The 24716-nt window shown below is 70.8% G+C and carries 18 protein-coding genes and 1 pseudogene; 10 read left to right on the plus strand and 9 right to left on the minus strand.

Annotated elements, in window-relative coordinates; genetic code table 11:
• The first annotated feature begins 59 nt into the window (after window positions 1-59).
• On the plus strand, window positions 60-2366 hold the full coding sequence (locus EKG83_RS24165; RefSeq protein WP_051765794.1) for an ATP-binding protein: 2307 nt from the start codon (window positions 60-62) through the stop codon (window positions 2364-2366).
• A 55-nt stretch (window positions 2367-2421) separates the two neighbouring features.
• On the opposite strand, the gene EKG83_RS24170 is transcribed toward EKG83_RS24165, so the two are convergent.
• Window positions 2422-3666, minus strand: a complete 1245-nt coding sequence (locus EKG83_RS24170; protein WP_051765796.1) for a cytochrome P450 family protein — start codon at window positions 3664-3666, stop codon at window positions 2422-2424.
• A gap of 351 nt (window positions 3667-4017) precedes the next feature.
• Complete coding sequence (locus EKG83_RS24175; protein ID WP_033431174.1) at window positions 4018-4479, minus strand: MarR family winged helix-turn-helix transcriptional regulator; 462 nt, start codon at window positions 4477-4479, stop codon at window positions 4018-4020.
• Between the two features lie 55 nt (window positions 4480-4534).
• On the opposite strand from EKG83_RS24175, the gene EKG83_RS24180 reads away from it, so the two are divergent.
• From EKG83_RS24180 to EKG83_RS24210, 7 genes are all read left to right on the plus strand, one after another.
• Window positions 4535-4759, plus strand: coding sequence for an LLM class flavin-dependent oxidoreductase (locus tag EKG83_RS24180; protein ID WP_228122181.1), 225 nt, complete (start codon window positions 4535-4537; stop codon window positions 4757-4759).
• 84 nt (window positions 4760-4843) lie between these two features.
• Window positions 4844-5512 (plus strand): hypothetical protein, encoded by a 669-nt coding sequence (locus tag EKG83_RS24185; RefSeq protein ID WP_051765798.1) that lies wholly within the window; start codon window positions 4844-4846, stop codon window positions 5510-5512.
• Between the two features lies 1 nt (window position 5513).
• Window positions 5514-7121, plus strand: coding sequence for a site-specific integrase (locus EKG83_RS24190; RefSeq protein ID WP_084716406.1), 1608 nt, complete (start codon window positions 5514-5516; stop codon window positions 7119-7121).
• A gap of 122 nt (window positions 7122-7243) precedes the next feature.
• A complete protein-coding gene (locus EKG83_RS24195; RefSeq protein WP_170191837.1) occupies window positions 7244-8281 on the plus strand; it encodes an IS3 family transposase in 1038 nt (345 codons plus the stop codon).
• A gap of 893 nt (window positions 8282-9174) precedes the next feature.
• Complete coding sequence (locus EKG83_RS24200) at window positions 9175-9438, plus strand: hypothetical protein (RefSeq protein ID WP_033431176.1); 264 nt, start codon at window positions 9175-9177, stop codon at window positions 9436-9438.
• 305 nt (window positions 9439-9743) lie between these two features.
• On the plus strand, window positions 9744-10262 hold the full coding sequence (locus tag EKG83_RS24205) for an RICIN domain-containing protein (protein WP_084716397.1): 519 nt from the start codon (window positions 9744-9746) through the stop codon (window positions 10260-10262).
• A 1143-nt stretch (window positions 10263-11405) separates the two neighbouring features.
• Entirely contained in the window at window positions 11406-12737 is a 1332-nt protein-coding gene (locus tag EKG83_RS24210) for a sensor histidine kinase (protein WP_033431216.1), read from the plus strand.
• Between the two features lie 349 nt (window positions 12738-13086).
• Here EKG83_RS24210 and EKG83_RS24215 read toward each other — a convergent pair whose 3' ends face one another.
• The 3 genes and pseudogenes from EKG83_RS24215 to EKG83_RS50015 all read right to left on the minus strand — a co-directional run.
• Complete coding sequence (locus EKG83_RS24215; protein WP_153278334.1) at window positions 13087-13440, minus strand: histone-like nucleoid-structuring protein Lsr2; 354 nt, start codon at window positions 13438-13440, stop codon at window positions 13087-13089.
• A gap of 384 nt (window positions 13441-13824) precedes the next feature.
• Window positions 13825-14637, minus strand: coding sequence for an IS30 family transposase (locus EKG83_RS24220; RefSeq protein WP_428829952.1), 813 nt, complete (start codon window positions 14635-14637; stop codon window positions 13825-13827).
• 106 nt (window positions 14638-14743) lie between these two features.
• Window positions 14744-15217, minus strand: a pseudogene (locus EKG83_RS50015) (helix-turn-helix domain-containing protein); the annotation flags it as partial.
• 319 nt (window positions 15218-15536) lie between these two features.
• On the opposite strand from EKG83_RS50015, the gene EKG83_RS24225 reads away from it, so the two are divergent.
• Both EKG83_RS24225 and EKG83_RS24230 read left to right on the plus strand, forming a co-directional pair.
• Entirely contained in the window at window positions 15537-16145 is a 609-nt protein-coding gene (locus EKG83_RS24225; RefSeq protein ID WP_153278335.1) for a hypothetical protein, read from the plus strand.
• A 2306-nt stretch (window positions 16146-18451) separates the two neighbouring features.
• Window positions 18452-19525, plus strand: a complete 1074-nt coding sequence (locus tag EKG83_RS24230) for a hypothetical protein (protein ID WP_033435996.1) — start codon at window positions 18452-18454, stop codon at window positions 19523-19525.
• A 701-nt stretch (window positions 19526-20226) separates the two neighbouring features.
• Here EKG83_RS24230 and EKG83_RS24235 read toward each other — a convergent pair.
• From EKG83_RS24235 to EKG83_RS24245, 4 genes are all read right to left on the minus strand, one after another.
• Window positions 20227-20919, minus strand: coding sequence for a hypothetical protein (locus tag EKG83_RS24235; RefSeq protein ID WP_033435997.1), 693 nt, complete (start codon window positions 20917-20919; stop codon window positions 20227-20229).
• An 85-nt stretch (window positions 20920-21004) separates the two neighbouring features.
• The gene (locus tag EKG83_RS49105) at window positions 21005-21127 is read right to left on the minus strand and encodes a hypothetical protein (protein ID WP_265590282.1); all 123 of its coding nucleotides are present in this window, start codon (window positions 21125-21127) and stop codon (window positions 21005-21007) included.
• Window positions 21128-21244: 117 nt separating this feature from the next.
• Window positions 21245-21706 carry a hypothetical protein gene (locus EKG83_RS24240; RefSeq protein ID WP_051767091.1) on the minus strand — a complete coding sequence of 154 codons (462 nt, stop codon included), beginning with the start codon at window positions 21704-21706 and terminating at the stop codon, window positions 21245-21247.
• Window positions 21707-22505: 799 nt separating this feature from the next.
• On the minus strand, window positions 22506-22730 hold the full coding sequence (locus tag EKG83_RS24245) for a hypothetical protein (protein WP_051767092.1): 225 nt from the start codon (window positions 22728-22730) through the stop codon (window positions 22506-22508).
• Window positions 22731-24716: the final 1986 nt, after the last annotated feature.

Below are 24716 nucleotides of genomic sequence, written 5' to 3' on the forward strand. Positions count from 1 at the left end.
ACCCCTGAGTTTGGTGGATCTCGCGGAAGTCGCACCGGCCGGTGTCGTACGGTGTCCGAATGACCGAGCGGGGCCAGGAATCCGGCGGCGTACCCAGAGCGCTCAGTTCGTTCGTCGGCCGCAAGGATCTGCTCGCCGAGCTGCGCCGGAAGCTCGGCGTCTCACCCCTGATCACGCTGACCGGCGTCGGCGGCTGCGGCAAGACGCGGCTGGCGCTGGAGCTGGCCGCCCAGGTGCAGCGGGCCTACGACGACGGCGTGCGCGTGGTCGAGCTGGCACCGGCGCGCGGCGGCGACCCCGAGCTGCTGGCGCAGGTCGTGCTCAGCGCCGTGGGCGTGCCCGACCAGGCGACCACCACGCCGCTGGACACGCTGGTGGACTACCTGCGGTCGCGCCGGGTGCTGCTGGTGCTGGACAACTGCGAGCACCTGGTGGAGCCGGTCGCGCGGCTGGTGCGGGCGGTGCTGGGCGCGGCGCCCGGGGTGCGGGTGCTGGCCACCAGCCGGGCGCGGCTGCGGGTGCCCGGCGAGGTGCTGGTCATGGTGCCGCCGCTGGACGTGCCCGCCGAGGACGCCCCGTTCTCGCCCGCGCACGAGTCGGTGGCGCTGCTGGTCGACCGCGCCGAGGCGGGCGTGCCCGGCTGGCGGCTGACCCCGGAGAACTGGCCGGACGTGGTGCGCGTGCTGCGCCGGGTCGCGGGCATCCCGCTGGCCATCGAGCAGGCCGTGGTGCGGATGCGGTCCATGCCGGTGTCGCTGCTGGCCGACCGGCTCGACGACGTGATGCGCGTGCTGACCGCCAACGACACCACCCGGGTGCCGCACCACCAGACCATGGCGGCGATGATCGACTGGAGCCACGCCCAGTGCACGCCCGCCGAACGGCTGCTGTGGGCCCGGCTGTCGGTGTTCGAGGGCGGGTTCAGCCTGCCCGCGGCCGAGGCCGTGTGCGCGGGCGGCGAGCTGGGGCGCGACGCGGTCGCCGACGCGCTGGCCGGGCTGCTGGACAAGTCGATCGCCCTGCCCTCCGCCGACCGCAGCCGCTACCACCTGCTGGAACCGCTGCGGCAGCACGGGGCGGCCCGGCTGGGCGCCTCCGGCGAGGAGGCCGAGGTGCGCGCCCGGCACCGGGAGTTCTTCCGCGCCGAGGCGGCGCGGCTGGCCGGCGGGTTCGTCGGGCACAACGAGGCCGCGCTGCTGGAGGCCGTCGACCTGGACATGGCCAACCACCGCGTGGTGCTGGCCGACCTGATCGGCACCCCCGCCACCACCTACGACGGCCTGCAGATGAGCGTCGACCTGGCGCGCACCCGCTGGTACACCTACGCCGGGCGGTTACCCGAGGAGCGGCTCTGGCTCGGGCGCGCGCTGGCCGCCACCCCCGAGACCCCGGACCCGCTCCGCGTGAGCGCGATGGCGCTGGACGCCTGGATCGCGCTGTGCCTGGGCGTGCAGCGGGCGCAGGTCGCCCGCCGCGTCGACGAGCTGACCGGCCTGGCCGACCGGGTCGGCGTGCCGCTGCCGCCGGTGACGTTCGTGCGCGGCGCCTACACCGTGCTCGCCCTGGGCGACCTGGAGGGCGTGGAGCTGCTGCGGCAGGCGCACGAGGGCTTCGGCGCGATGGGCGCGCACTTCGCCGTCGACCACCACCTGGCCCACATCCTGCACACCGTGTCCCTGGTGCTGCTGGGCGACCGCGAGCAGGCCGAGCAGGCCGCCGAGGAGTTCTTCGCCGAGTGCGAGCGGCTGCGGGCGCAGTGGGGCCTGAGCTGGGCGCACTGGTGCCGCAGCGTGGTGCAGACCCGCTGGGGGTCCCCCGACCGCGCGCTGGACGTGCTGCTGGAGGGCCTGCGCCTGCAACGCGCCATCCGCGACAAGTGGGGCCCGCTGTGGACGATCGAGGCGCTGGGCTGGGCCCACGCCAAGGCGGGCGACGCCGCGGCGGCCGCCCGGATGCTCGGCCTGGCCCACAACCTGCACCGCGTCACCGGCGTGCGGGTCGACGGCCTGGTGCCCTTCGCCCGGTTCAGCGAGCAGGCCGCCGCCCGCGCCCGCGCGTTGTTGGGCGACCAGGAGTACGAGCGCGCCTACGCGTGCCCGGCCGAGTCCGTCGAGCAGGCGCTGGCCTCGGTGCTCGACACCGCCGAGCCCGACCGGCCGCAGCCCACCCGGCGCCTGGCCGGGCTGACGCAGGCGGAGTGGAACGTGGCCAGGCTGGTGGGCGACGGCCTGTCCAACCCGGAGGTGGCCGACCGCCTGGTCATCTCGCCCGCCACCGTCCACACCCACCTGACCCGGATCTACCGCAAGCTCGACATCGCCAACCGGCACCAGTTGATCACCTTGCTCGCCAGCTTGGCGGACTGACGCTGCTGCACGGTGCCGGGCCGGTTGCGCTCCCCCAGTCGAACGGACATCGGCCTCAGCGCTCCAGCAGCAGGGGGACGGCGGCGAAGGTGTTCGGCACGACCTTGTCGTCGCGCGGGAACTCCGCCGGGTCGCCGGCCAGCCTGGCGTCGGGGAACCGCTCGCGCAGCGCGGTCAGCGCGGCCCGCGCCTCGATCCGCGCCAGGTGGTGGCCCAGGCAGTAGTGGATGCCGTGGCCGAACGCGGCGTGCCCGAGGGCGGCGTTGCCGCCGGCGGGGCGGCGGGTGGGGTCGAAGCGGGACGCGGTGGGCCCGTGCACCACCGGGTCGCGCCCGGCCGTGCCGAGGCCGACCATGACCAGCGCGCCCGCCGGCAGCACCGCGTCGGGCAGGTCGATGTCGACCACGACCCGGTAGTGCGGGGTGACCCGGACCGGCGGGTCCCAGCGGGCCGCCTCCTCCACCGCGTCCCCGACGGCCTCCGGGGTGGTCAGCGCCTCCCAGGCGCCGGGCAGGGCCAGCAGCGCGGTGATCGAGTTGCCGATCAGGCCGGTGGTGGTCTCGTGGCCCGCCACGACCATCAGGATCGCGGTGGTCACCAGTTCCTCGGGGGTCAGGTGCTCGCCGTCGACGCGGGCCTGCACGAGCGCGGTGAGCAGCGCGTCGTCGGGGCGCTCGCGCTTGTACTCGATCAGGCCGGCCAGGTAGCCGACCATCGCGTCGGAGGCGGGCACGACCAGCTCGGGGCGCTCGGTCATCATCGCCGCGGTCCACCGGTTGAGCTGGTCGCGGTCCTCGGCGGGCACGCCCAGCAGGTCGCAGATCACCGCCAGCGGCAGCGGGAACGCCAGCCGCGAGATCAGGTCGACCTCGCCGGACATGCCGGCCACCAGCTCCGCGGCCGTGCGCTCCACCGCCGGGCGCAGCGCCTCGATGCGGCGCGGGGTGAACGCCTGGGAGACCAGGGCGCGCAGCTTGCGGTGGTGCGGCGGGTCGGTGTTGAGCATCGACGGGCCGATGATCCGCGACAGGTCGGTGGGCCTGCCCTTGTCCGCCAGCTGCTGCTGCATGGCCGCGCGCAGCCCGGCGGCGTCCTTGGACAGCCGGTTGTCGCCCAGCAGGGTGCGGGTGGCCTCCAGGCCCAGGGTGGTGACCAGCACCTCCAGGCCGTTGGGCAGTTCGGCGGGGTGCACCGGTCCGGTCCTGGCCAGCGCGTCCTCGTGCGCGTGGTGCTGCCAGCCCCGCAACGACCCGCCCACCAGGGCCTGCCGATCGGGGGCGAACTCCGCCGTCAGCTGCACTTGCGCTCCTTCGCGACACATGTTTGCGTTCAGCGTTCACCTTCGTGGGAACGTGACCACGAGCGCATCCACAGACATCCGTATTCGCGTCTCGGACGTACGGAGACCGGTGTACGCGAGGGGGTGCGGAGGATACGGATGCGGATACGGATGGTTGCTGATGCGTCCGTATCCGCGCGTGCGCGAGGCTGGTCGTCGTCCGGCACCCCGACGGCCGGACGCAGACCGGGCACGGCGGAAGGGTAGGCCGCCGTCCCGGTGCCCGGGGGGGCGGATCAGGGGTCGCACCACGCGCGGCCCCGATACCACGCCGACGGCCGGCCGGCCGACAGCGACAGCGGGGAGGGCCGGTCAGCCGTCGGCGGCCACGCGGTCCAGCACGCGGTGGAACACCCGGTCCAGCACCTCGACCTCCTCGGCCGACAGCGCGTCGAACACGTAGCGCCGCACGGTCGCCACGTGCCCGGGCGCGGCCTGCCCGAGGGCCGCGCGCCCGGCGGGCGTCAACCGCACCATCGAGCCGCGCGCGTCGTCGGCGCACTCCTCGCGCACCACCAGCCCGCGCTTCGCCATGCGCGCGACCTGGTGGGACAGCCTGCTGCGCTCCCAGCCGACCAGCCGGCCCAGCTCGCGCGAGCGCACCACGCCGTCGGGCGCCTGTGACAGCGGCACCAGCAGGGCGTAGTCGGCGTTGGACAGCCCCGAGTCGCGCACGAGCTGCCGCTCCAGCGCGGCGTGCAGCTCGCGGTGCAGCGCCAGGTACGCCTGCCACACCGCCGCCTCCCGCCCGTCCAGCCACCGCGGTTCGCCCATGCGGCCAAGCTAGCAACTTGTTGACGCGTCATCAAACAGTCGTTAGGTTGTTGACGTGTCAATGAATGGGATGCAGCTCGGGATCTACAGCTTCGGCGACCGCCACCCCGACCCGGTGACGGGCGGGCAGGTCGCGGTCGCCGACGCGCTGGCGCAGACGCTGGAGCGGATCCGGCTGGCCGACGAGCTGGGGCTGGGCTTCTACGGGCTGGGCGAGCACCACCTGGCGGACTACTCGATATCCACCACGCGAACGTGGGATTCCTCCCACCGCAACTGACCGCACGGCCGCCCCTGCGGGACACGCCGCGACCGACCCGCTCCCCCGCTTCCGCGAGGGACGCCTCCCACCGAAGGGGCCACCGTGGGTGACCGGATCATCCCCGACCTCGCGTTCGGCGCCCCGCCCGCAGCCCCGCCCGTCGCGAGGCCCGCCGCGTCGATGAAGCCTCCCGCGCCACCGCGCCACGACGGCGACGTCGCGGGCCGCCGGGACCCGGTCGACGACGACCGCCTTGCGCTGCGCGCGGGTGCTGCTCCGGGGCGCCGGGAGTTGGATCTGCGTCGGACCGAGGCGCCGGGGCCGGGGGCGTTGGCCGTGCGCCGCGAACCGCTGCCTCGCCGTCACGCGGTGCGTGCTTTCGACGGGAAGGGCCGGATCTCCGATCGGTCGCTGTTCGGGGCGCTGGGGTGGAGTGGCCGGATGGCGGTGTCGATCCACGCCCACGAGAGCGGGGCGCTGGTGGTCCGTCGTGATCCGGACGGCGTGTCGGCGTTGACCGCGCGGGGCATGGTGGCCGTTCCGGCCCCTGTTCTGCGGTGGTGCGGTTTCGCCGTGCGGGAGCAGGTGTTGTTGACGGCGGTGCCGTCGCTGTCGGCGTTGGTGGTGCACGGTTTGGAGGCTTTGGATCGTCTGCTTCCGGATGCGGAGCGGATGGTGGCGCGGGTGTGCCCGGTCAGGGACGGGGCGGGCGTCGGGGCCGGTTCGGGTGTCGTGGCGCGGTCGTGGGGTGGGGAGGCGGCCGGTGTCTGAGATGTCTGTGGTCGTGGGTGTGGGGGGCGGGGACGTCGCGGTCGAGGACGACACGGCCGGGCGGCGCGCCGATGGCGATGTCGTGACGGTGGCGTTGCAGGCGGCGTCGGAGGCGTCGCGTCCGACGTATCGTTCGTATCTGAACAAGGCGGTGGCGGTGTGGGGGTCGCGTCGCCTGGACGAAGTGCTTCCCGACGAGGTCCGGGATTTTCTGGGGCGTGTGCAGGCCACCGCGGTGGCGCGGCGGTCAAACGCGGGCGGGACGACCGCGATACGGAATGCCTATCAGGCGTTGTCGTTTCTGTATCGGTATGCGGTGCAGCGCGGTTTCCTCGGCGAGCAGCAGGTGGTGCTGCGACTGGTGGAGATGCCGAGGAGGCAGCCGTCGCGGCGGCACGCCGTGAATCCCGAGTTGATTTCGCAGATTTTCCGGGTCGCGCGGGAGACGGGCGTGGATCCGGAGTTGGACGTGCTGCTGTTGCGGTTCCACCTGGAGACCGCGGCGCGTACCTGTGGTGCGTTGGCGTTGCGGGTGCGGGATCTGGATGTCGACCAGTCGCTGGTCCAGTTGTGGGAGAAGGGCGGGACGCGGCGGTGGCAGCCGGTGTCGCCCACGTTGATGGGGCATCTGCTCGATCACGCCCGTCGGCGGGGTGCCCGCGACGACGGGGACAAGGTGTTCCGTCGTCTCGATCGTGCTCCGATGACCAGGAAGCGGTACGAGTCCTTGTGGGGCCGGTTGCGCGGTCGTCTGGAGAGTGTGCGGGTGATGCACATCAGCACGCACTGGTTGCGGCATACCACCGTGACGTGGGTGGAGCGCAATTTCGGTTATGCGGTGGCCCGCGCCTATGCCGGTCACGCGGTGTCGCACTTCGGCAAATACGGCTCCACCCATGCCTACGTCAAGGCCGGTGTCGAGGAGATCGCCGCGGCGTTGCAGGCGTTGACCGGTGAGCGTCATCCGTTGGCGCCGCCGTCGGACTCGGCGACCGCGGTGGAGGGCGTGTCGGCTGCGGTCGGGTTGCACCGGGTGGTCGACGGTGCCGTGGAGCGGGTGGAGTTGCGTGAGTGGTTGCGCGCCGAGGATGCCCGGACCGCCGGGTTGAAGAGTCTGTCCGAATGGGTCCTGGCGTTGTACGAGGAGGCCGGGCGGATCGGGAGGCCCCGGCCGGGGCGTGACGAGTTGGTCGGGATCACCGGGGCGTCGGTGTATGCGGTGCGGGCTGCGCAGAGGAAGGTCGCCGGTCTCCTGAGGCGGCGGGCGCAGGATGAGCTGGCCGTGCGGATTCGCCGGTTGTACGAGGAGGCGGAGGCGGCCGGCATGCCTCGACCGAACCGGGGCGCGTTGGCCGAGGCGACCGGGGCGACGGTGTCCGCTGTTCGTGGGGCGCTTGCCCGGCTCGGCATGCCCGTGCGGGAGAGAGAGCAGGACGCGAGGCACCGTGACCTGGTCGGTCGGATTCGACGGTTGTGCCGGGAGGCGGAGCTGGCCGGGATGCCTCGGCCGGGCCGTGCTGCCCTGATGCGGGCGACCGGAGAGTCTGCCCACGCGGTGAAGTTGGCACAGGCGGACATTCGAGCCTGTGGAGGGGTATGGGCCGACTGACCGACGGGGTGGTTCGTCCGTCGCGGTTGATTCCGGTCGGTCCGACTTTCGGCGTGGCACCGCGGCCCCGAGGCCGCGGTGCGGTCGTCGGCCGGCCTGGTCGGCGGGAAGTCGGCGCCGACGTGAACGACGTCGACGCGATCATCGAGGACGTCGAGTTGCTGGCCGCTTTGCGGAGCCGTATGCAGGCGAGCCGGTCAGCGCGCTGTTCGCCTGAGGGCCGTTGGAGTGGCGTGCCCCGTTTGTTACGCGCTGCGGTCGATGACGTGTTTGCGGAGGCGGTGCTGTTGTGTGGTCGATATTTAGTCAACACTGAAGTAATTATACTAACTATGCGGCCGCTGATGTCGCCTGCTGCCGAGCTACGCGACGATCCTCGTGTCGAGGGAGGAACGGCCGGGAGTACCTCCGACGGGTTCCGATCCTCACCCTGTCCGTCGGAACGGGTCAACCGCACCTACGGGGCACCGCGGGTGCACGCCGAGCTGCGGGCCCGAGGCCAGCGCCATTCCCGCAAACGCGTCGCCCGTCTGCTGCGGCAGGCCGGCCGGGCCGGACGCGCCCCGAAACGGTGGCGCACCACCACCGTCCCCGACCCCGCCGCGACCGTTCCGCCGGACCTGATCCGACGCGACTTCTCCTGCACCGCAACGGACATCGACACCCGCTGGTGCGGCGACATCACCTACATCCACACCTGGGAAGGCTGGCTCCACCTGGCCACCGTCATCGACATCGCCTCACGCCGCGTCGTCGGCTGGGCCACCGCCGACCACCTGCGCACCGACCTGGTCGCCCAAGCCCTGGACAACGCCGTACGACAGCGTCGCCCCCGGCCCGGAGTGATCTTCCACGCCGACAGGGGCTGCCAATACACCTCCGCCCGGTTCGGCGCCCTCGCCGAGGACCTGGGCGTGCGGCCGTCGGTGGGACGCAAGGGCCAGTGCCGGGACAACGCCGTATCCGAGTCGTTCTTCGCCACCATCAAGACCGAACTGCTCGACCGGCGGACCTGGTCCACCAGGACCATGGCCCACAAGGCGATCTTCGAATACATCGAGGGCTGGTATAACACCCGACGCCTGCACTCCAGCCTCGGCTACCTCAGCCCCGCCATCTACGAAGCGACCCGCCACCACCCGCTGGAACAGGTAGCCTGACCACACCTCATCGACCCTGTCCGTCAAAACGGGTCAACCTCACCACCCGACACAAGCGGCACCCGAACGCCGGACCGCCCCGAGCAACATAGGTCTTCCCCGCACAGTCGCCCCTTCGCGCAACCAGTCGATCCGACTTCTCGTATCGGCGATCGCCCCAGAGGGCCACAGTTCTTACGGTGTGCCCGAGGTTCGACGACACCCTTCTGCTGTTGCGGTGGTGTCTCGGGCCGGCACAAGTCGATCGGCAGGTCCACACGCGGCGTGGGGCGTGGTCGACCACAAAATTTTTCGCGGGCAGTCCACGAACCGACAGACCTGCCAACCGTCGATCGTCCTCCACCGTCAGCACACGCCTACCACCGCTATTCCGCACCACTGCCACCAATCCTGAACAACTCTTCAGGATGATTCAAGACTTCTTCAGAACCCGTCGGGCACAGTAGGCAGCGTCCACACGGACCCCAGGGTGTGCACGTGTTCACCGCAGGTCGCCGAAAAATCGTGAGGGGGACGGCAGCCGGCCATATGGGTGACTCGTTCGACGCATTCTCAGGCGGTTACGGGCCGCGTACACGAATCTTCCCGCGATGGATCACCCTGCGAGAAGGTGGCGCTGCGGTGCGGTGACACCTCGATCGATTCCCTTACGGACGCCATACAGGAACACCTTGTCGAAAGAAACGGAGACAGTGGCCATCATGGGCAGGACGACTCGTTTCATCACGGCCGGGCTCGCGCTCACCGCACTGTCGCTGGTGGCGCAGCCGGCACCGGCTGGCGCCGTCGGCAGCGGGACTCGGGCGGCGACCCACGGCAGCGGGACGCACTTACCGGTTCAGATTGCCTACGACGCCGTTGTGTACACCACAAACGACTCTGCGGTCGCCTCGGTGGACCGGTGGAACGCCTGGGAGTTGGAGGTCTGCGACGAGTCCGCGGACGGAATGCGGGCCAGGGCCGAGCTGCGCAACCTCACCACCGGCCGGGTCGTCGCCACCGCCGAGGACGCCAACGGCGCCGCCAACGACGACTGCGGCGTCGGCTACGCCTACCCCACTCCCCGCTTCGGCGAACGCCTCCGCGTCACCGTCTGGGTCCAGGACGGCGCCAACGGCACCCCGCGATACCGCGCCTACACCGACTTCACCGCCTGACCACCCATCAACTACCCACTCCGGGTCGGCGGGCATCCGCCAACGGGCCACCCCTGAGGAGCGGGCAGGAGCCGACCGAGGTGTCCACCACCGCACCAACGTCCGCACCGGCACGACACCGACCTCACGCCTGGGATCGGGCCAGTCGTGCGGACGCATCCGCCGTACCGGGCAGTGTCCGGACGGTGAGTTCACCGCCGTATCCGGCCGGTGCGGCCAGGACCGGTCGCGACGTCGCCGGTGATGGGGCACCACGTTCGGATTCGACATATCGCTGTCCATCACCTCGAAGAAAGGCGAGCACCATGCGTTTTCGCACCTTCATGGGCGTCCTCGCGCTGTTCCTGGGCGCGATCGCCACGAGCGGCACGGCCTCGGCCGCACCCACCGCCGACCCGACCCCCTCCACCCAGGAAGTGATCAGGTGGTGGGCGTCGGGGACAGATCTGGTCATGGACGCCTCGAACTCCGGCGGCCACGGCACCCCTGTCATACTCTGGCGCGAGAACGGCGGCAGCAACCAGTACTGGGTCACCGAATCGGCCCGCGAGGGCGGGACCTACCTGCACCCCGCCTACTCCGGCGGGCTGTGCCTGGACTTCGACGGCCAACGGGGCTACGGCAACCCCATCAAGGTCAACAACTGCGACGGCAGCGACTCCCAGCGGTGGTTCTTCTTCTACCACCCCAGCGGCGGCTACGCGATCGCCACGCACAGCGACTACCAGTACTGCATCGACGTACCCAGCTCCGATTTCACCGCCGGGCGGCAACTCCAACTCTGGGAATGCAACAACGGCGCAGCACAACAGTGGCGCAGGTAACCAAGCCCTCCGTCCGCACAACCGCATCACGCCCGCGGCGCCGCCCGTCAGGACGCGGCGCCGCGACGGCGCATCGGATCACGCAGAACACCTCACCGGTGTCGCCCCCCACGACCGCCACATCGTCCGCGACCATCTGCCGCCCCACGGCGGACCGCACACCCGGCACCGCCCGCCCGGCCCATCACGCCCAACAGCGCGGCGAGAGCCATCCCACACCGCCGCCACGGCCCGACACCCATCGGCACGACCTTCTTGCTTCTCCCACCGCCCGCCCCGGCAGGCCAGGCACGCGGGGTCGGGCAGCAGCGGGGCGAGCTCGGCCCACTGGGCGTCGGTGACGTCGGTGGGATATCGGGCCATCCGTACGGTGGGCCGGTGGGAGACGACCAGGCGGCGGCACGGGGTACCCGCGGTGGACCCGCCCGCAGGGATCGGGCACGACAACAACGGAACTCCTGGCAGAACGGCGCTTCGACAACGTCCGATCCACCAGGAGTTCCCCGTCTGCGCACCAAACGGCCTTCACCTGCCCAAGCTCGGGAACGACCGCTGACGCAGTGAGCGACATGGGGAGACCAACGGTGGACGATCGACGACTGACAACTCTTCCCGTGCGCGGTCTTGCTGCAGAAGATCTCGTTGTCGGTGTGGACTGCGACGGTGGTAACGGATTGCGCCTGGCGGGCGAAGTCACCTATGACATAATCGTGCTGGACGTGATGTCGTCGGAGATGAACGGCGATCGTGCGCGTGCACGGCCGCGGACTTCACGGGAGTGGACGTCGCTTCTGCCGATGGCGGCCGACGGGCCCTGGTCCGGCGAGGCTGGCCGTGTTCCGGTGAACATGCCGCGTGTCGGGGCTCCGGAAGTTGACGCTGCCACGCGGACCTGTCGATGTGCCGGCGAGCCGCTCTTCTTGAATTCCAGAGTTGGTGCTGCCGGAACTCCCGCTGTGCCGCCCTGGGTGTGTGGTCCCCGAACCGCGACTATCACCGGAGTCTGTCACGAGGCCCGTGAGCCCGGCATGACCGAAGTCCACCTCGGAACCTCGCGCCGCAGGATCGGCAGCCTGTTCGGGCGGCACGCCGTGTTCACCGCCCGCGACATCGGCACCAGTTTATGCCACAGGAGCCATTGTGATGAAAAAACGCAGGAAATCGATTCGGGCGGCAGCAACGCTGGCCGTCACCACCGTGGTGGCGCTTCCCCTTGTCGTGGCATTCGTCGTCGGGGCGGTGTTTCTGCGCAAGCAAGCAGATCTTCTGCGCGAGCAGGCGGAGTATTGGGAAGCGGTGCCGGAGCGGCGGGTTGTGTTGTGCAGTGACCCCGATTCGTTCCTGGATGCCATGGGCACACGAGAACGACTGGCGAGTGGCGCGGTCGATCCCCCCGACGACCACAGGTGCGTGGAGTACGCACGTGCGCAGGCATTGGTCCCCGTCGAAGGCAACGGATCTGCGGACAGGCCGCCGGGTTCCACCGATGCGCCCTCCGCACCCGAAGCGCTCTACACGCGGGACTACTCCGGCGCGGCTGCGTATGCGCAAAACACTCTCACCCGACCGTTGCTGGTGCTCGCCATGGGGTGCATCGGATTCTGCGCTCTGGTCGGCTCAGCGGTATGGGTGACGTGCGGGCGTCTGCTGCGTCCGGTAGAGGCCATTCGCCGGGAGATGGCAGACATCACTGAGCACGACCTCGCTCGTCGGGTTCCGGTTCCCCGAGGTCGTGCGGAGATCACCACCCTGGCGGAAACCGTCAACGCGACCCTCGACCGGCTCCAGCACGCGGTCGAGGAGAACCAACGCTTCGTGGCGGACGCCTCGCACGAGTTGCGCAGTCCGATCGCGGCGTTGCGCGCCGAGTTGGAGATCGCCACCACCCATCCCGGTCTGACTGACTGGCCAGAGGTGGTCGACGCCGCCCTGGCCGACACCGAACGCCTGCAACACCTGGCCACCGACCTGCTGCTACTGGCCCGACTGGACCATGCCCTCACCGCCACCCCTGTCGACAGTCACACCGCCATCGACGGCAGCGTCGACCTCGGCGCCCTGACCCGCGAGCACACCGATCACCGCCGCAGTCGCCACACACTCACCACCGACCTGCCCGACGTCCCAGCGCCGGTGCGCGGCAGCCGTGCCCTGCTCGACCGCCTGCTGGGCAACCTGCTCGACAACGCCGAACGCCACGCCACCACCACCATCACCATCCGCCTGAGCACCGCCGACGGCCAGGCGATCCTCGAAGTCCTCGACGACGGCCCCGGCATCCCACCGGAGGACCGCGAACGCATCTTCGACCGCTTCACCCGCCTCGACGACGCCCGCACCCGCGACACCGGCGGCACCGGACTCGGACTCCCCATCGCCCGCCGCATCGTCACCAACCACGCAGGCACCCTGCAGGCCGTTGACCCGGACGTTGGCGGCGCGCGGTTTGTTGTCACCCTCCCCCTCATCTCTTGATCGGCGACAGGGGAGCGGTGTTGCAGCCGAATGTATGGGTCCGCTCTGTCGTAGGTGTCATGGGTGCTGTCGCGGAGTACCTGCGGCGGCAACGCGCCCGGTGAGATCTGGTGTGTCCCGGGCGCGCAACTATGCCCCCACACATGCCGTCTTCCGCCGGGCCGATTTACCCGCCCCTTGCCGGTCGGCACCGGTCACAGTGCTCCCTGCGTGCCGACTTGGCCGGTCCCGGTGTGCACTTCTACCCGCCTCAGGTACGGCGTTTCGGTTACATCGGGACGCCGAACCGGCTTCTCTTCCGATCTCCGCTCGCCGGCTCATCCGCGCGGATGCGGGTGTATGTCGCGGTTCAGGCGGAGTGGGCCTGCTGGAACTGTTCGATCAGTGCCGTGGGGATGCGTCCCCGGTCCGAGATCTGCTCTCCTCGGCTTCTGGCCCACTCACGGATCGCCTGGTTCTGCGCCCGGTCGCCGCCTGCGGGAACTGTCGTCCGGGTGTGGCGTTGCCGCGTGGTGCGCTGCTTGCGGCCACTGGATCGTCGTCCGCTCGCGACGAAGTCGGCGAGCCGTCGGCGCAGCTTGTCGGCGTTGCCCGCGGACAGGTCGATGGAGTAGCTGACTCCGTCCAGGGCGAAGTCCACGGTTTCCCGTGCTTCACTGCCGTCGAGGTCGTCGACCAGCGTGACGATGGTCTGCCGCGCCATGCGGAAACTCCTTGTCGGGATTGCCGTGTTCGGCAAACGGAGCGAGCGTTGCGCACTACCGAACCGGCACGAATACGCGACCGGTCGACCGCGCGCAGCGATTCTATTGACCGATATGGATCAGCGCAAGCTATTCCAGTGGGCGAAAGACTCGAGATCGACGACTTTCGGGCTCGATACCGGGTTGAGGCGGTGCGGCATTGTGAAAGCCGTTCACCCTCGACTCACGGCAGGCGGGGTCGTTGACGGTCTGGTCGGTCACCGGTTCACCTGTCGGGCAGAAGACCTGTGATGTCGCGTCGGCTCGTCAGTCCGGACGGTCCCGGCACCCAGGGGCGATCGTCTCGGCGGGCGGATTCGAGTGATCATCGCAACGTTGCCGGATCATGATGCCAGTGCGTCCTGGAGGACGTCCGCGGGTGTGCGCCAGCCGAGGGTTTTGCGTGGGCGGTTGTTGAGTCGGTTCTGGACGGCCTGGAGGTCGGCGGGAGTGTGGACCGAGAGGTCGGTGCGTTTCGGGAAATACTGGCGCAGCAATCCGTTCGTGTTCTCGTTCGTGCCGCGCTGCCACGGGCTTGAGGGATAGGCGAAGAACACACCTTCCCGCAGCAGCGGCGCGATCTGCTCGTGGCAGGCCATCTCCGAGCCCTGGTCCCAGGTCAGCGTCAGCCGCACCGATTCGGACAAGTCGCCGAGCACCGCGGTGAGGGCGTCACGGACCGCCTCCGCGGTACGGTCGACGGGCAGGTGCACCAGCAGGAGGTAGCGGCTGGCGCGGTCGACCAGGGTACCGATCGCCGAGCGGCCCCCGGCACCCACGATGAGGTCCCCTTCCCGATCGCCGCAACGGTTCCGCTCCAGCGCGGCGGCCGGGCGTCGATCGATCAACTCCGCCGGCGCGGTGAACCTGGTGCTGCGCCGGTCGGCGCGCCGACGGCGTTTGCGCAACGGTCGACCGGTGCGCAGCTGGTGGGTGAGCTGCCTGCTCAGGCCGCCCCTGCCGCCGTGGTAGAGCGCCTGGTAGATCGTCTCGTGGCACACATGCCAGTCGGGTCGGTCGGGGAATGCGATCCGCAGATGGGCCGCGATCTGCTCCGGACTCCAACTCCGACTCGAGTCTGGCCTGCACCTCCGCGCGCAACAGCGCGTCGTCGACCAACCGGGACCGCCGCGGCCGACGACTCCGCTGCCGTGCACGCGCGTGCGCCAGGTCGCCGTCGTAGCCGCGGTCGTGGGCCAGGACGTTGCGGCGCAGCTCCCGGCTCACCGTCGACGACGCACGACCGATCACCGCCGCGATCCTCCGCACCCCCAGCCCTTCCCGACGTAGCGTGGCGATCCGCTGCCGCTCCAGCAAGGACAGGAACCTGTTCGACCGGGTCGGCTCCGGCAGTCGCACCGGCGGCAGCCCGCCGTTCTCCGACCGCCACCGGTAGCCGGTCTTGCGACCGATCCCCAGTCGTCTGCACGCCTCGACCACGCCCACACCGGCGGCCAACAGCAACCAGTACTCCGACTCCAGATCAAGTCTGCGCTTACGCCCACGCCTCGCCATCAACACGCCCTTCATGATCAGGTGTGTTGCAACAAGCGCTGGAACCCGCGCGTCGCCAGGGGGGCAGTTTTCACGCGTCGTCGACACAAACCCGGCCACCGCACCCGGCTGATCTACCGCATGCTGGTCCACCGCGGCCGCAAGGGCGAGAAGAAGGGCTTCCGCGAGACCGACTTCGCCGCCCCTGCTGGACGCCGCCCACCGGCAGTTGGGCGGGAACATCGTGCTGGTGTGGGACCGCTGGACGGCTGCAGGCGGGTTCCGAGCGGCGACCGCTCGGAACCCGCTTCGCGCGTACCCGAGGATCGGACCAGCCCGGCCGGGGTCGGCGACTCGTGCGGGCTGCCCGCTCGATCAGGGCCACAGGAACACGATCAGGATCGCGGTCACCGCCTCAGCGGAGAGGTGGTCTCGTCGAGGATCTGGCTGACCAGCGCCGGGGTGGGCGCGTAGCCACCGATGTACTCGAACAGCGCGCGCGGACGTACTGGCGGCGCGCTGGCTTGTCGTAGAGCGCGCGGAAGTCGCGGTCGTCGTCAAGTTGCTGAGCGAAGCCGTCGAGGCCGGCGTCGGCGTACGCCTGGCGGGCGTCGTGTCCGACTTGGCCGGGCGCACCGTGCAGGACGCGCCACACCAGCCGGGCCGGGAGCACCGGGTGCGTGCCGCAGGCGGCTTCGGCCAAGTCCGGCAGGGTGGTGCGTCGGACGTGGAGCCCGGCTGCTGGTCGGTCACCATCGACCTGGTCAGCGGCGAGCGGGTCGGCCAGAACGTGGCCGGCGCGCTCGCCCGCGCCGTGCGGGCGTTCGTGCGGCAGCTCGGCGACGGGTTCCCCACGCCGCGGGTGGCGTGCGAGCCGCCCACCGCGTGGACCGTGCTGGAGGACCCGGCGCTGCTCGACGAGGTGCTGCCGGGCGTGGAGCGGCTGCTGGTGGAGGCGTGGGCGGGCGGCGACCCGCAGCACCGGGAGCGGGTCGAGCCGGAGCCCCCGGCGGCGGAGGAGCGCGAGCCCGACTCCGGCACCAGGCTGCTGCTCCGGGTGGACGTGGCCACGGACCGGTCGGCCGGCGCCGAGTGGCAGGCACGGGCCGTGGCCAGCCGGGTCGCGCGGAATGGCAAGATCACCCGGGTGGCCCGCGCGAACTCCTACTGAGAGTGCACGTCGACCTCGGTTCGACCGCGAACCTCCTGACGTGGCGCTACGGGAGGCGGTGGCGTCGCTGGGCCTTTCGGGGTGGTCGGAACCGTCGTGGTCGGGGCCCTCGGCGGTGGCGCGCTGGTCAGCCGCACCCGTCCCACCAGCCGGGATAACCGCTCTGGAACTCACCGCGACACCGGCCTCGGCATTCGTGTGGACGGTGCCCGGCTGAAGTGGACTTCGTTGATCCGATCGAGTGGATTTCCGCCTCCACCCGGTCAGCCGATCTTGCTTGCGGGACATGAAAATTTAGGTACTACTTTCAACTAGGGAGAAAGCTGTATCGCAGCGCCGCTATTCCAGCTGGATGGCGGACAGGCTGCCATCCGTACCACCCATAGGAGGTCGCGATGGGGTGGTCGGTGAAGTCCGGGCGTGAGGGCCGTCGAAGACCGTCCGAGCGTCGTAGCTGGCAACGGGCTGCCGGTGTCTGTACGGATGTCGGCAATCTCGGTACTGCCGGGGCGGGGGTGCTCGCATTGAGCGGCGCGGCGCTCCCGACCTGGTTGGCCGGGGGCGCCGCAGTTGCCGGATACCTGGGCGCTGCACTGTGCAGGTGGATGAGCGCCCGTCGGTGAGCTTGCCGCTCTCCGGTTGCTTCCCTACAGGGGGCGGTGGCCCGGCAGCCAGCCGGGTCACCGCTCCCCTGGGGAACACCCTGCTCCACAACGCAAGCCCAATCAAAGGTGATCGCACCAACGCGAAGCAACGTTTCCCCCTATCCGGGGAAACGGTTGCACCGACAGTAAGCAGCGGAGGACCACTGTGTAACCCGGACGGCCGAACCCATGACGATCAGCGCGAGAGAACTGGTTACGGCACCGAGCACACCCTGCACCCCACCGAGCACCGCCTTGCGCATCGTGTACATCCCCTGTGCACCCCGCCGACCTCCAGGACCTCCGCCAGGACACAAAGACGAATATGGACCGGCGCCGCAGAGCCTGCCGAGGGCACGTCAACCACCACCGGCGCACGACCACGCCGGGCACCACGAACGCCAACCGCGGCCAAGCTCGCACAGCCTGCCGGCGAGCATCAGCAGGGCCCGACACCGCGAGCCCAACGACCGCCCGGATCGGGCACTGACGGCCGAGACCACCCAAGCCCGAGCCGCGTCCGGGGTAACGGGTTGGCAGATGTCGGCCGCGGGCACCGCGAGTTGGGGTCCCGAACCGCTCACACCAAGGCCAGGTCGACGCGCCCGAGCCCGGCCGACTCGATGCCGAGACGACGCCGCAGCCGGGCACCAGCCGCCCGATCGGTGCGGACGCGGTGGACACTGCGGCACCACGTAACCCGTCGAACCAGCAGCGGCCGCTCAGCCGAGCACGCACCCGGTGTCCGGGCCCACGCGGGCAACACCGCGGCCGCCGATGCCGAGCAGGCCGGGGTCGTCGCGTCGGCGGCGCCGACCCACTACGACGACCGTGCCGCCACGGCGCGTCCTTGGCCGACAACTGCCGGAAGTACGAGGCCGAGGCATGACCGACTGCTCCACCGCAGCCGAACCGATCACCGACCCGACGACGCGCTGTTGGACTACATCTGCAACGGCAACCTGGACGACGACGCGAGACCCGGGCACTCGGGAACGCCCATGGCGCCACGCCAGCCGCGGCCCTGGGTAACCGCTCGACGCGGGTCGAGCGCTCCATAATCACGCTGGCCGAGCTGTCCGACGTCGCGCCACGCACCCTGACGGCCTACGTCGCCCGAGGGCAGACCTCGGAACGCTGCGGCCTCGCCAACGACACGGCCAGTCCCATGCGAGAGGAGACGGTCACGCGGGCCTGGACCCGGTTCCGGGTCAACCCGGGGCTCCTGCCAGCGGGTCCGGACCTGAGGAACATCCTGCTCGGCTGGCTCATGTCCACGGTCCGGGCATGCTGGACGTCCCTGGACTCCGCTCGGCCGGAAACCTCCCTCCACTGCAGGGGGCGCGCCGAGCCGAACGCCGACGCCCCTGTTTGCGCGGGTGCCTGCGTCGGCCAGGCGGCCGTGGTCGCGTGCCGGACAGCGATTCTCCCCGGCCCGGCACCCGATGCCGGGATAACGAAACGGCCACTGCCATGATCAATACGGAATCGGACCGTCACACTTCCCTGGCGGCCGTGGGGGTGCGGCCCGGGAGCGGCTTCCCCTGGAGACTTCTCTCCTGCCCCGCGGCGATGTGCCGCAGCAGGGGCGGGAGGATCGGCAGGCGTTCTTCCCGTGCGTCCCCCACGACCGGTCCATCCGTTCGGGAACAAGGGGAACACGTGGTCCTGGCCCTGCTGAGGCACCCTCGCAAGACCTTCGCCGTGCTGTCGCTGATGCGCGAGGCCAAACGACGCGGCGTGACCTACGAGCAGCTGCCCGAGGAACTGGTCGTCGCACGCCTCTACCGCGTCGACGTCACCCGCTGGGGCCTGGCGCCCGACGCCGAGGTCGTCACCCGCGGCCCCGCCGACCCCGAACTGGACGCCGCGTGCGCCGCCGCGACCGAGGGCGGCTGGGAGCCCGCCGCCGCGCTGCTGGCCTCCACCCGGGGCGACTGGGAACGCCGCGACGAGGTCGTGCGGGCACTGGCCGACCACGTCGTGCGGGACGCGACTTTCCTGCAGCGCTGGCACGAGACCGACCCCGACAACGGCGACCTGGCCGTGCTGCACGCGCTGTCGCTGGTCTACCTGGCCTGGGAGGCACGCGGCACGGCGCGCGCCGCGCAGACCAGCCAGGCCCAATTCGCCGAATTCCACCGCCTGCTGCGCCTGGCGCAGACGACGGCACAGCACGCCGCGACGCTCCTGCCCGACGACCCCACCCCGTGGACGACGCTGGCGATGCTGGCCCGCGGCCTGTCCTACGACCACCAGCGCTTCGGGCTGCTGTGGGACGAACTGCTCGCCCGGGATCCGCACCACCGGTCCGGACACGTGCAGGCCCTGCAGTACTGGTGCCGCAAGTGGCACGGGTCGGACGAACTGATGTGGGACTTCGCCACCCGCGCGGCCGCCTCCCCCGCCCTGGCCGCGCTGCCGCTGCAAGCCGCCCTCGAAACCGCCGACAAGACCCCGCAGATCTGGCGCTCGCCCCTGGTCCGCGACCCTCTGGAGACCCTGCTGGCACGACTGGAGGGCGAGGGCGCGGCCACCCGGGCGCTGCGCTCCGACCGCGGCCTGGCCATCACCGCCCTGGTGTTCGCCGAACGCTACGACGAGGCGCTCGCCCAGTTCCGCGTGCTGGGCCCCCACGCCGACGGCGAGCCCTGGCGCAGCTACTCCTCCACCCCACGCATGGACTTCCTGGAAGCCCGCATCGCGGTCTGCACCGCCGCCGGCAAACCCGCCTGAACCCCCGGCCGCCCGAGCCGTTCTCCGGCCTCGACGGCCCAGGCGGTTCGTCCGTGCCCGCCGGGCACGCGTAGCGCGCTGACGCCTCGCCCGGGCATCTCCTGCCGCGCTGCGCACAGGAACGGGACGGTGCGGCCGAGGCCGGGCGTGGACTGCCCAGGGCTTTCCGGGGTGGCCGGTCGAGCCGCGGCCTGGGTTGACCCGGCCGTCCTTTCCCGCGCCCGGTCACTGTCCCGTCCGTCTCGAACGCCGGAACGCTGCCGTGCCCGGAACTGCCGTCGCGGCAACGCCGATCGGTGTCCCCCGTGTGAGCGCCGACCTGCGGAGTCCGACCCACACCCGTCAGGGCGGCGCGGGTGTGGTCGGCTCGCGCGGGCACGAGCCCCTCCGGCGGCAGCGACAGTGGTGCGCGGCCCTCCCACCGGCGACGCCGCTGCCGTCGCCGGTGGGAGGGCCGAGGATGAGCCGGCTGGACCGGGCCGGGGTGTCCGCGCAGCAGCAGGACGAGTCCGGCGACCCCGTCACCGGTGGGCAGGACGTCCTGGTGTAGCGGGCCGGGACAACGGCTGCGCCGGTCACCCGGCACACGTGCGGAACCGGGCCTGTGCACGCGGTACCCCGTCACCACGGCCGAGGCTGGCGGGACATGAGCGCCGGCCCCACCCCGAGCACCACCGCAGCACGGTGACCGAACGGGTTGGTCAGGCGGCCACGATGAGGTCGACCAGGGACTGGGCGAGGGTGTGCACGCTCGGCTGACCGGACCCAGCGGTCTTCCTGTCGATGCTGCTGACGTAGTGGAACCGCAGCACCTTGTTCCCGTGGGCGAACAACGCGGTGCAGCGATATTCGTACGGGGTGGCGAGGTACTGGTCGATGGTCAGGCCGTAGTCGACCGGGTCGCGCTCGCAGTAGCCGAACCGGTCGTCGATGATCGGCCGGGTGGAAGGCAGGCTCTCCTCGGAGTACCGCTGCCGGTCGTACCCCGACGGGTCGTGCTGCCGGGGATAGCACTCGGAGACCACGCGGGCCTGCTTGACCACCTCCCGGGCCGCGACCCCCTGGTAGACGACGCCGTAGAGGCTGTAGGTGGCCGTGCGGCCGTCGGGTGCGGTCCAGGTCCAGCGCTGCGTCCGACCGGCCAACGCCTGCCCCGCCGAGGCCAGCTCCCGGCACTCCACCAGCGGCTGCACCCCGGTCTCGGGCTCACCGGCCGGCACCAGGCCCGCCGGGCCGGTCACCTGCTCCCCCAACGCCAGCCTCGCCACCACCGCCGCGGCCGCCACTGCCGGATCCTCCGAGACGACCGGCGCGGCGGGCGGCCCCGCCTGCGCCGAACACCCCGCCACCAGCACACCGGCGCACACCAACGCCACCACACCACGCACGTACATCCCCCTAGATCCAGATCCGGGACGGGACTGTACTGCAGACCGAGCCGACACCGCGTCGATTTCGACGCGGGCCCGACCACGCCCGCTACACCGCGTGGCCGACCACCACCCAGCCGCCCCGGGACCACGGCCCGCCTGCCCGCGCCACGGGCCACCACACCAGGCCGACCGGTCGGCGGCCGGTCACCTCGTCCGTGCCGACTGGCAACCGGGCAGTGCTTGGAAAGTGCACAATTCGCGTGAGCGCTGGAGAGCGCGATCGCTGACCGGAGTCGCCGATGGCACCGGTGAGCCGCCTCGCCCAGTACGGTCACCATGTCGACTGCTACGGGGAGTCGACGAGGGCCACCTCGATTTCCACAAGGCGGTGCCAGGTGCCCTCACGGCCGTCGACCGGCTGGTGGTCGTCAGTGGCTCTCCATCCGGTGGGCCAGTTCGAGGTCTCGACCGGATGCTGCGTGATCGCCCCGCCGCAATAGGCGTCCACGGTGAACGTCGCCCTGTCGAACCGGGCGTGGTGTGGTTGGCAGTGGTCGAGGTCGAGGTCGATGAGGGTGGCGCCGGTGAGGTTGAGGTCGGTGTCGGGCCAGTAGGTCTTGACCGGGTGGTCAGGGTTGGGGCCGGGGTGGAGGTGGGTGGTGAGGATGTGTTGGGCGGTGAGGCGGACTTCGCGTTCCTGGACGCGGTGGTCGTGGCGGGTGCGGGTGGGTTCGTCGGCGTTGTCGGCGGGTGGGTCTCCGGGGAGGGTGTAGGGCATGCGCAGGTAGGCGCACAGCACGTTGACCACGGTCTGGCGTTGGTGGGGTTGTCCTGGGCGAGGCGTTCCAGGGCGTAGAGCCCGGCCAGGCGGACCGGGGCCTTGTCCGAGCCGAGCTGTTCGGAGGCTTTGGTGTAGAGCTCGGTGATCCGGCGGGCCTCGGCATCGGCACGGGCGTGCAGGGAGTCCTCGCGCTGAAGCTCGTAGGCGCGGGCGACGTCGGCCAGGTCGCGTTCCTTGTGCACCAGGCCGATCTCGGTGGCGTGCTGGCGGCGCCAGGCCAGGTAGAGGGCGAAGAGCCCGCCGCCACCGATACCGATGCTCAACCCGGTGCGCAGGGCCTCGAATCGGGCGGTCACCAGCGCCTGACCGGACAATCCTGCGGTGCCCGCCCACCACAGCACCAGCACCACCCCCGCGGTGAGCACGGCGATGCCCACCGCGACCAGCGCGATCGCCCCGGACGGCATCGGCCGCAGCGGCCCCCGCACCGACGGCGTCGGCACCGGGAGCGCGGACGGCGCCGACGGCCGGGGTAACGGGGCAGGACGTTCGTCGCTCATACCTGGATCATCGTCCCCGGACTTGCCCTTATAACCCCCACCCCGCCTCGCGGGTCACAGTGGGATGCCGAGACTGTGCAGGCCCGGCCGCAGCAAGCCAGACCTACGCCGCGGAAAGCTGGGCGGAAAGCCTGAAGCGACGCAGGAACGCGGCCAGGTTCGGAACGGGGAATCGGTCGGCGGCGAGGCCCCCTGGGCGTGATCAGCTCGCGCAGCAACGCCCTCGATTCATCCCGTCCGGCGGTCCGGGTGGGCATCACTCCACATCAGACCCGCTCGCGATCCCGGCCCCGGACCGCCGGACACGCCGAGCCGGGCACCGGCACCGACCGGCCGCCGTGGGTCCGGCCGACAGGGCTGCGGCGTACCCCTTGCAGGCGGCGTGGAATCGCGGCGTGGTGGGCGCGGACATCCTCCTCGGACACCCGGAACGCCTGCCCGACCTGCCGGGCGAGCACTGAGGCCAGGTCGACGCGCAGCACGACGACCACCGGGACCCGGTGCTCGCCACCGACGGGCGACCACGGCTGCGCGCCGGGCGGCCGGCGATGTCCCGTCGACCACCCCGGAACTCCCGACCGCGCACCGGGCTGCCGATTCGGCGTGCGCACCGCCGACCACGCGGGCGGTGACCAGCTCTGCCCGGCCACCGCAGCCAGGCAGAGGGCCGTCGAGAACATGCCGGCGGCTGTCGCAGGAGACCACCGCCGTTTTCGGGCCGGTCCGGCGGGTACGCAGGAAGGGACGGCGTCGACGACCATGCGTCGAAATTCGTCCACCAAGCCCAGGTCCAGGGCCCGGGGCCATGTCCCGGGCCGGCCGGCCCGGGAAGCGGCCCGCGGCGATGACGCCCGGACTCCGGGCGCACCGCCGTGCCGAACGGTGAACGATTCAGTCCGTCTCGGCCCAGCCCGTAGCGTTCGGCCGACCGCCGCGGCTGGTCAGCAGTCCCCACAGGGCGTCGCGGACAACGCTCAGGGCACCTCGGCATCCGCCGGGAACTCGGCGGCCGTGCCGAAGCAGCCGAAGCAGACACCCCGGGGTTGACCTGCTCGCCGCGCAGGTACCACGTGCTCTCCGCGCCGCTGTACCGCACGGCGCCGAGACCGGTGCGCCCGCCGGCCCCGATGAGCAGCTCGTGGCCGAGCAGGCCATCGCTCGTGGCCGAGGAGGACGACAACGGCATCACGCCGTCGCCGTCTGAGGAACAGCTCGCCATCATCACCGCGGCGCACCGGCGCGCGAGTACACGAACGGGCTGAAGGCCAGGCTGGATTCCGGGCGCCTCGCGTGCACCCCGACCCGGTGGTGGACGCAGATCCTCCGCTGTTTAGAGGGCAACCTCCCGGTCATCTACGACGACCAGGGCCCACTTCGGCCACTACCTCTACGTGTTCGCCTCCACTGGCGGCATCAGCCGAGCCCAGGCAGGCCACATCCTCGTGGTCTTGGGCGAGGTCGGAGCGGATGCGGTGCATCGGTGAGCTGCTTCGGGTTCATGTCGGGTCGTGTGCGCACCATGCTGCTTGGCATCGTCGGGCGCTCGGGCGGTGGACCACACGCGATCCTGTGAGATTCGCGGAACCTCCTGGTCAACACCGAGATCCCGTCACCACCCGCAGGCGGCCTGCTATCTCAACGACCACCCGGTCGGTGTAACGGGGCTACGAGATCGACCTGTCACGCCGCAACGCAGCTTCATGGCGTTGAGCCGGATAAATGCCCATCAGGCACCGCCTGTCGCAGCTCAGCGGTCCGCATCTCCCATGGCCCGATCATGTGCGCTGGCGCGCGTGGTCGGTGCAAGTGGTCGGGCACGCCCGGTAGGGTCTGCTCCACGAGGTACGGCTGATCGTCAAGCCGCTCTCCCAGCCCGCTGCGGTTCCGGCTCTGTTCTTCGCCGGAGGCAACAGCGGCACCCGGTTGGGTTTCACCTCCGGCGTGGGCTAGGAGGTGGTGCACGTTGACCGACCAGCAGGGCCCCGAGGAGCCACCTGAACCACCAGAACCACCAAGGTGGTCCCGCCGACGAGTTGCCCAGGTCCTGAGTAGCTCGGGTGTCGTGATGGAGGTCGCCGCGGTCGTGGCGTCCGCCCCGGACGACGGAAGCCCGACGATCTTTGTGACCGCCGGGCTCCTCGCCATCGGTCTCCACGTCGCAGCGAGTCGCATCCGCAAGACGAGGTGACCACCGCCGGCGGCCGGGAAGCAGCAGGGATTGCGGCCCTGTTGATCAGCTTCTCGGCCGTTGGCGTCTTACGCGCCGTCTATCACTCGAATGAGCTAAGTAGCGCACGGGGCAAACCATACCCCCTGGCCAGCGGGGGTACTCAAGCCGACGCGACAGCGGGTCGGAATACCATCACGGCTCCTACCCCCATCTGCCTGCGGATATCCTGGTTCGCTCCTCAACGGCTGTCACGGAGACCAGCCAGACGGAGGACATGCCCAGAGCGCTTGGGCTAGCAGCAACCTGA

The organism is Saccharothrix syringae (assembly GCF_009498035.1).
In the GTDB taxonomy this organism is placed as follows: Bacteria; Actinomycetota; Actinomycetes; order Mycobacteriales; family Pseudonocardiaceae; genus Actinosynnema; species Actinosynnema syringae.

Coding starts and splice junctions, on each gene's coding strand:
- EKG83_RS24165 (WP_051765794.1), top strand. CDS start 60: ATGACCGAGCGGGGCCAGGAATCCGGCGGCGTACCCAGAGCGCTCAGT.
- EKG83_RS24175 (WP_033431174.1), bottom strand. CDS start 4,479: ATGGGCGAACCGCGGTGGCTGGACGGGCGGGAGGCGGCGGTGTGGCAG.
- EKG83_RS24190 (WP_084716406.1), top strand. CDS start 5,514: ATGTCTGTGGTCGTGGGTGTGGGGGGCGGGGACGTCGCGGTCGAGGAC.
- EKG83_RS24205 (WP_084716397.1), top strand. CDS start 9,744: ATGCGTTTTCGCACCTTCATGGGCGTCCTCGCGCTGTTCCTGGGCGCG.
- EKG83_RS24210 (WP_033431216.1), top strand. CDS start 11,406: ATGAAAAAACGCAGGAAATCGATTCGGGCGGCAGCAACGCTGGCCGTC.
- EKG83_RS24215 (WP_153278334.1), bottom strand. CDS start 13,440: ATGGCGCGGCAGACCATCGTCACGCTGGTCGACGACCTCGACGGCAGT.
- EKG83_RS24235 (WP_033435997.1), bottom strand. CDS start 20,919: ATGTACGTGCGTGGTGTGGTGGCGTTGGTGTGCGCCGGTGTGCTGGTG.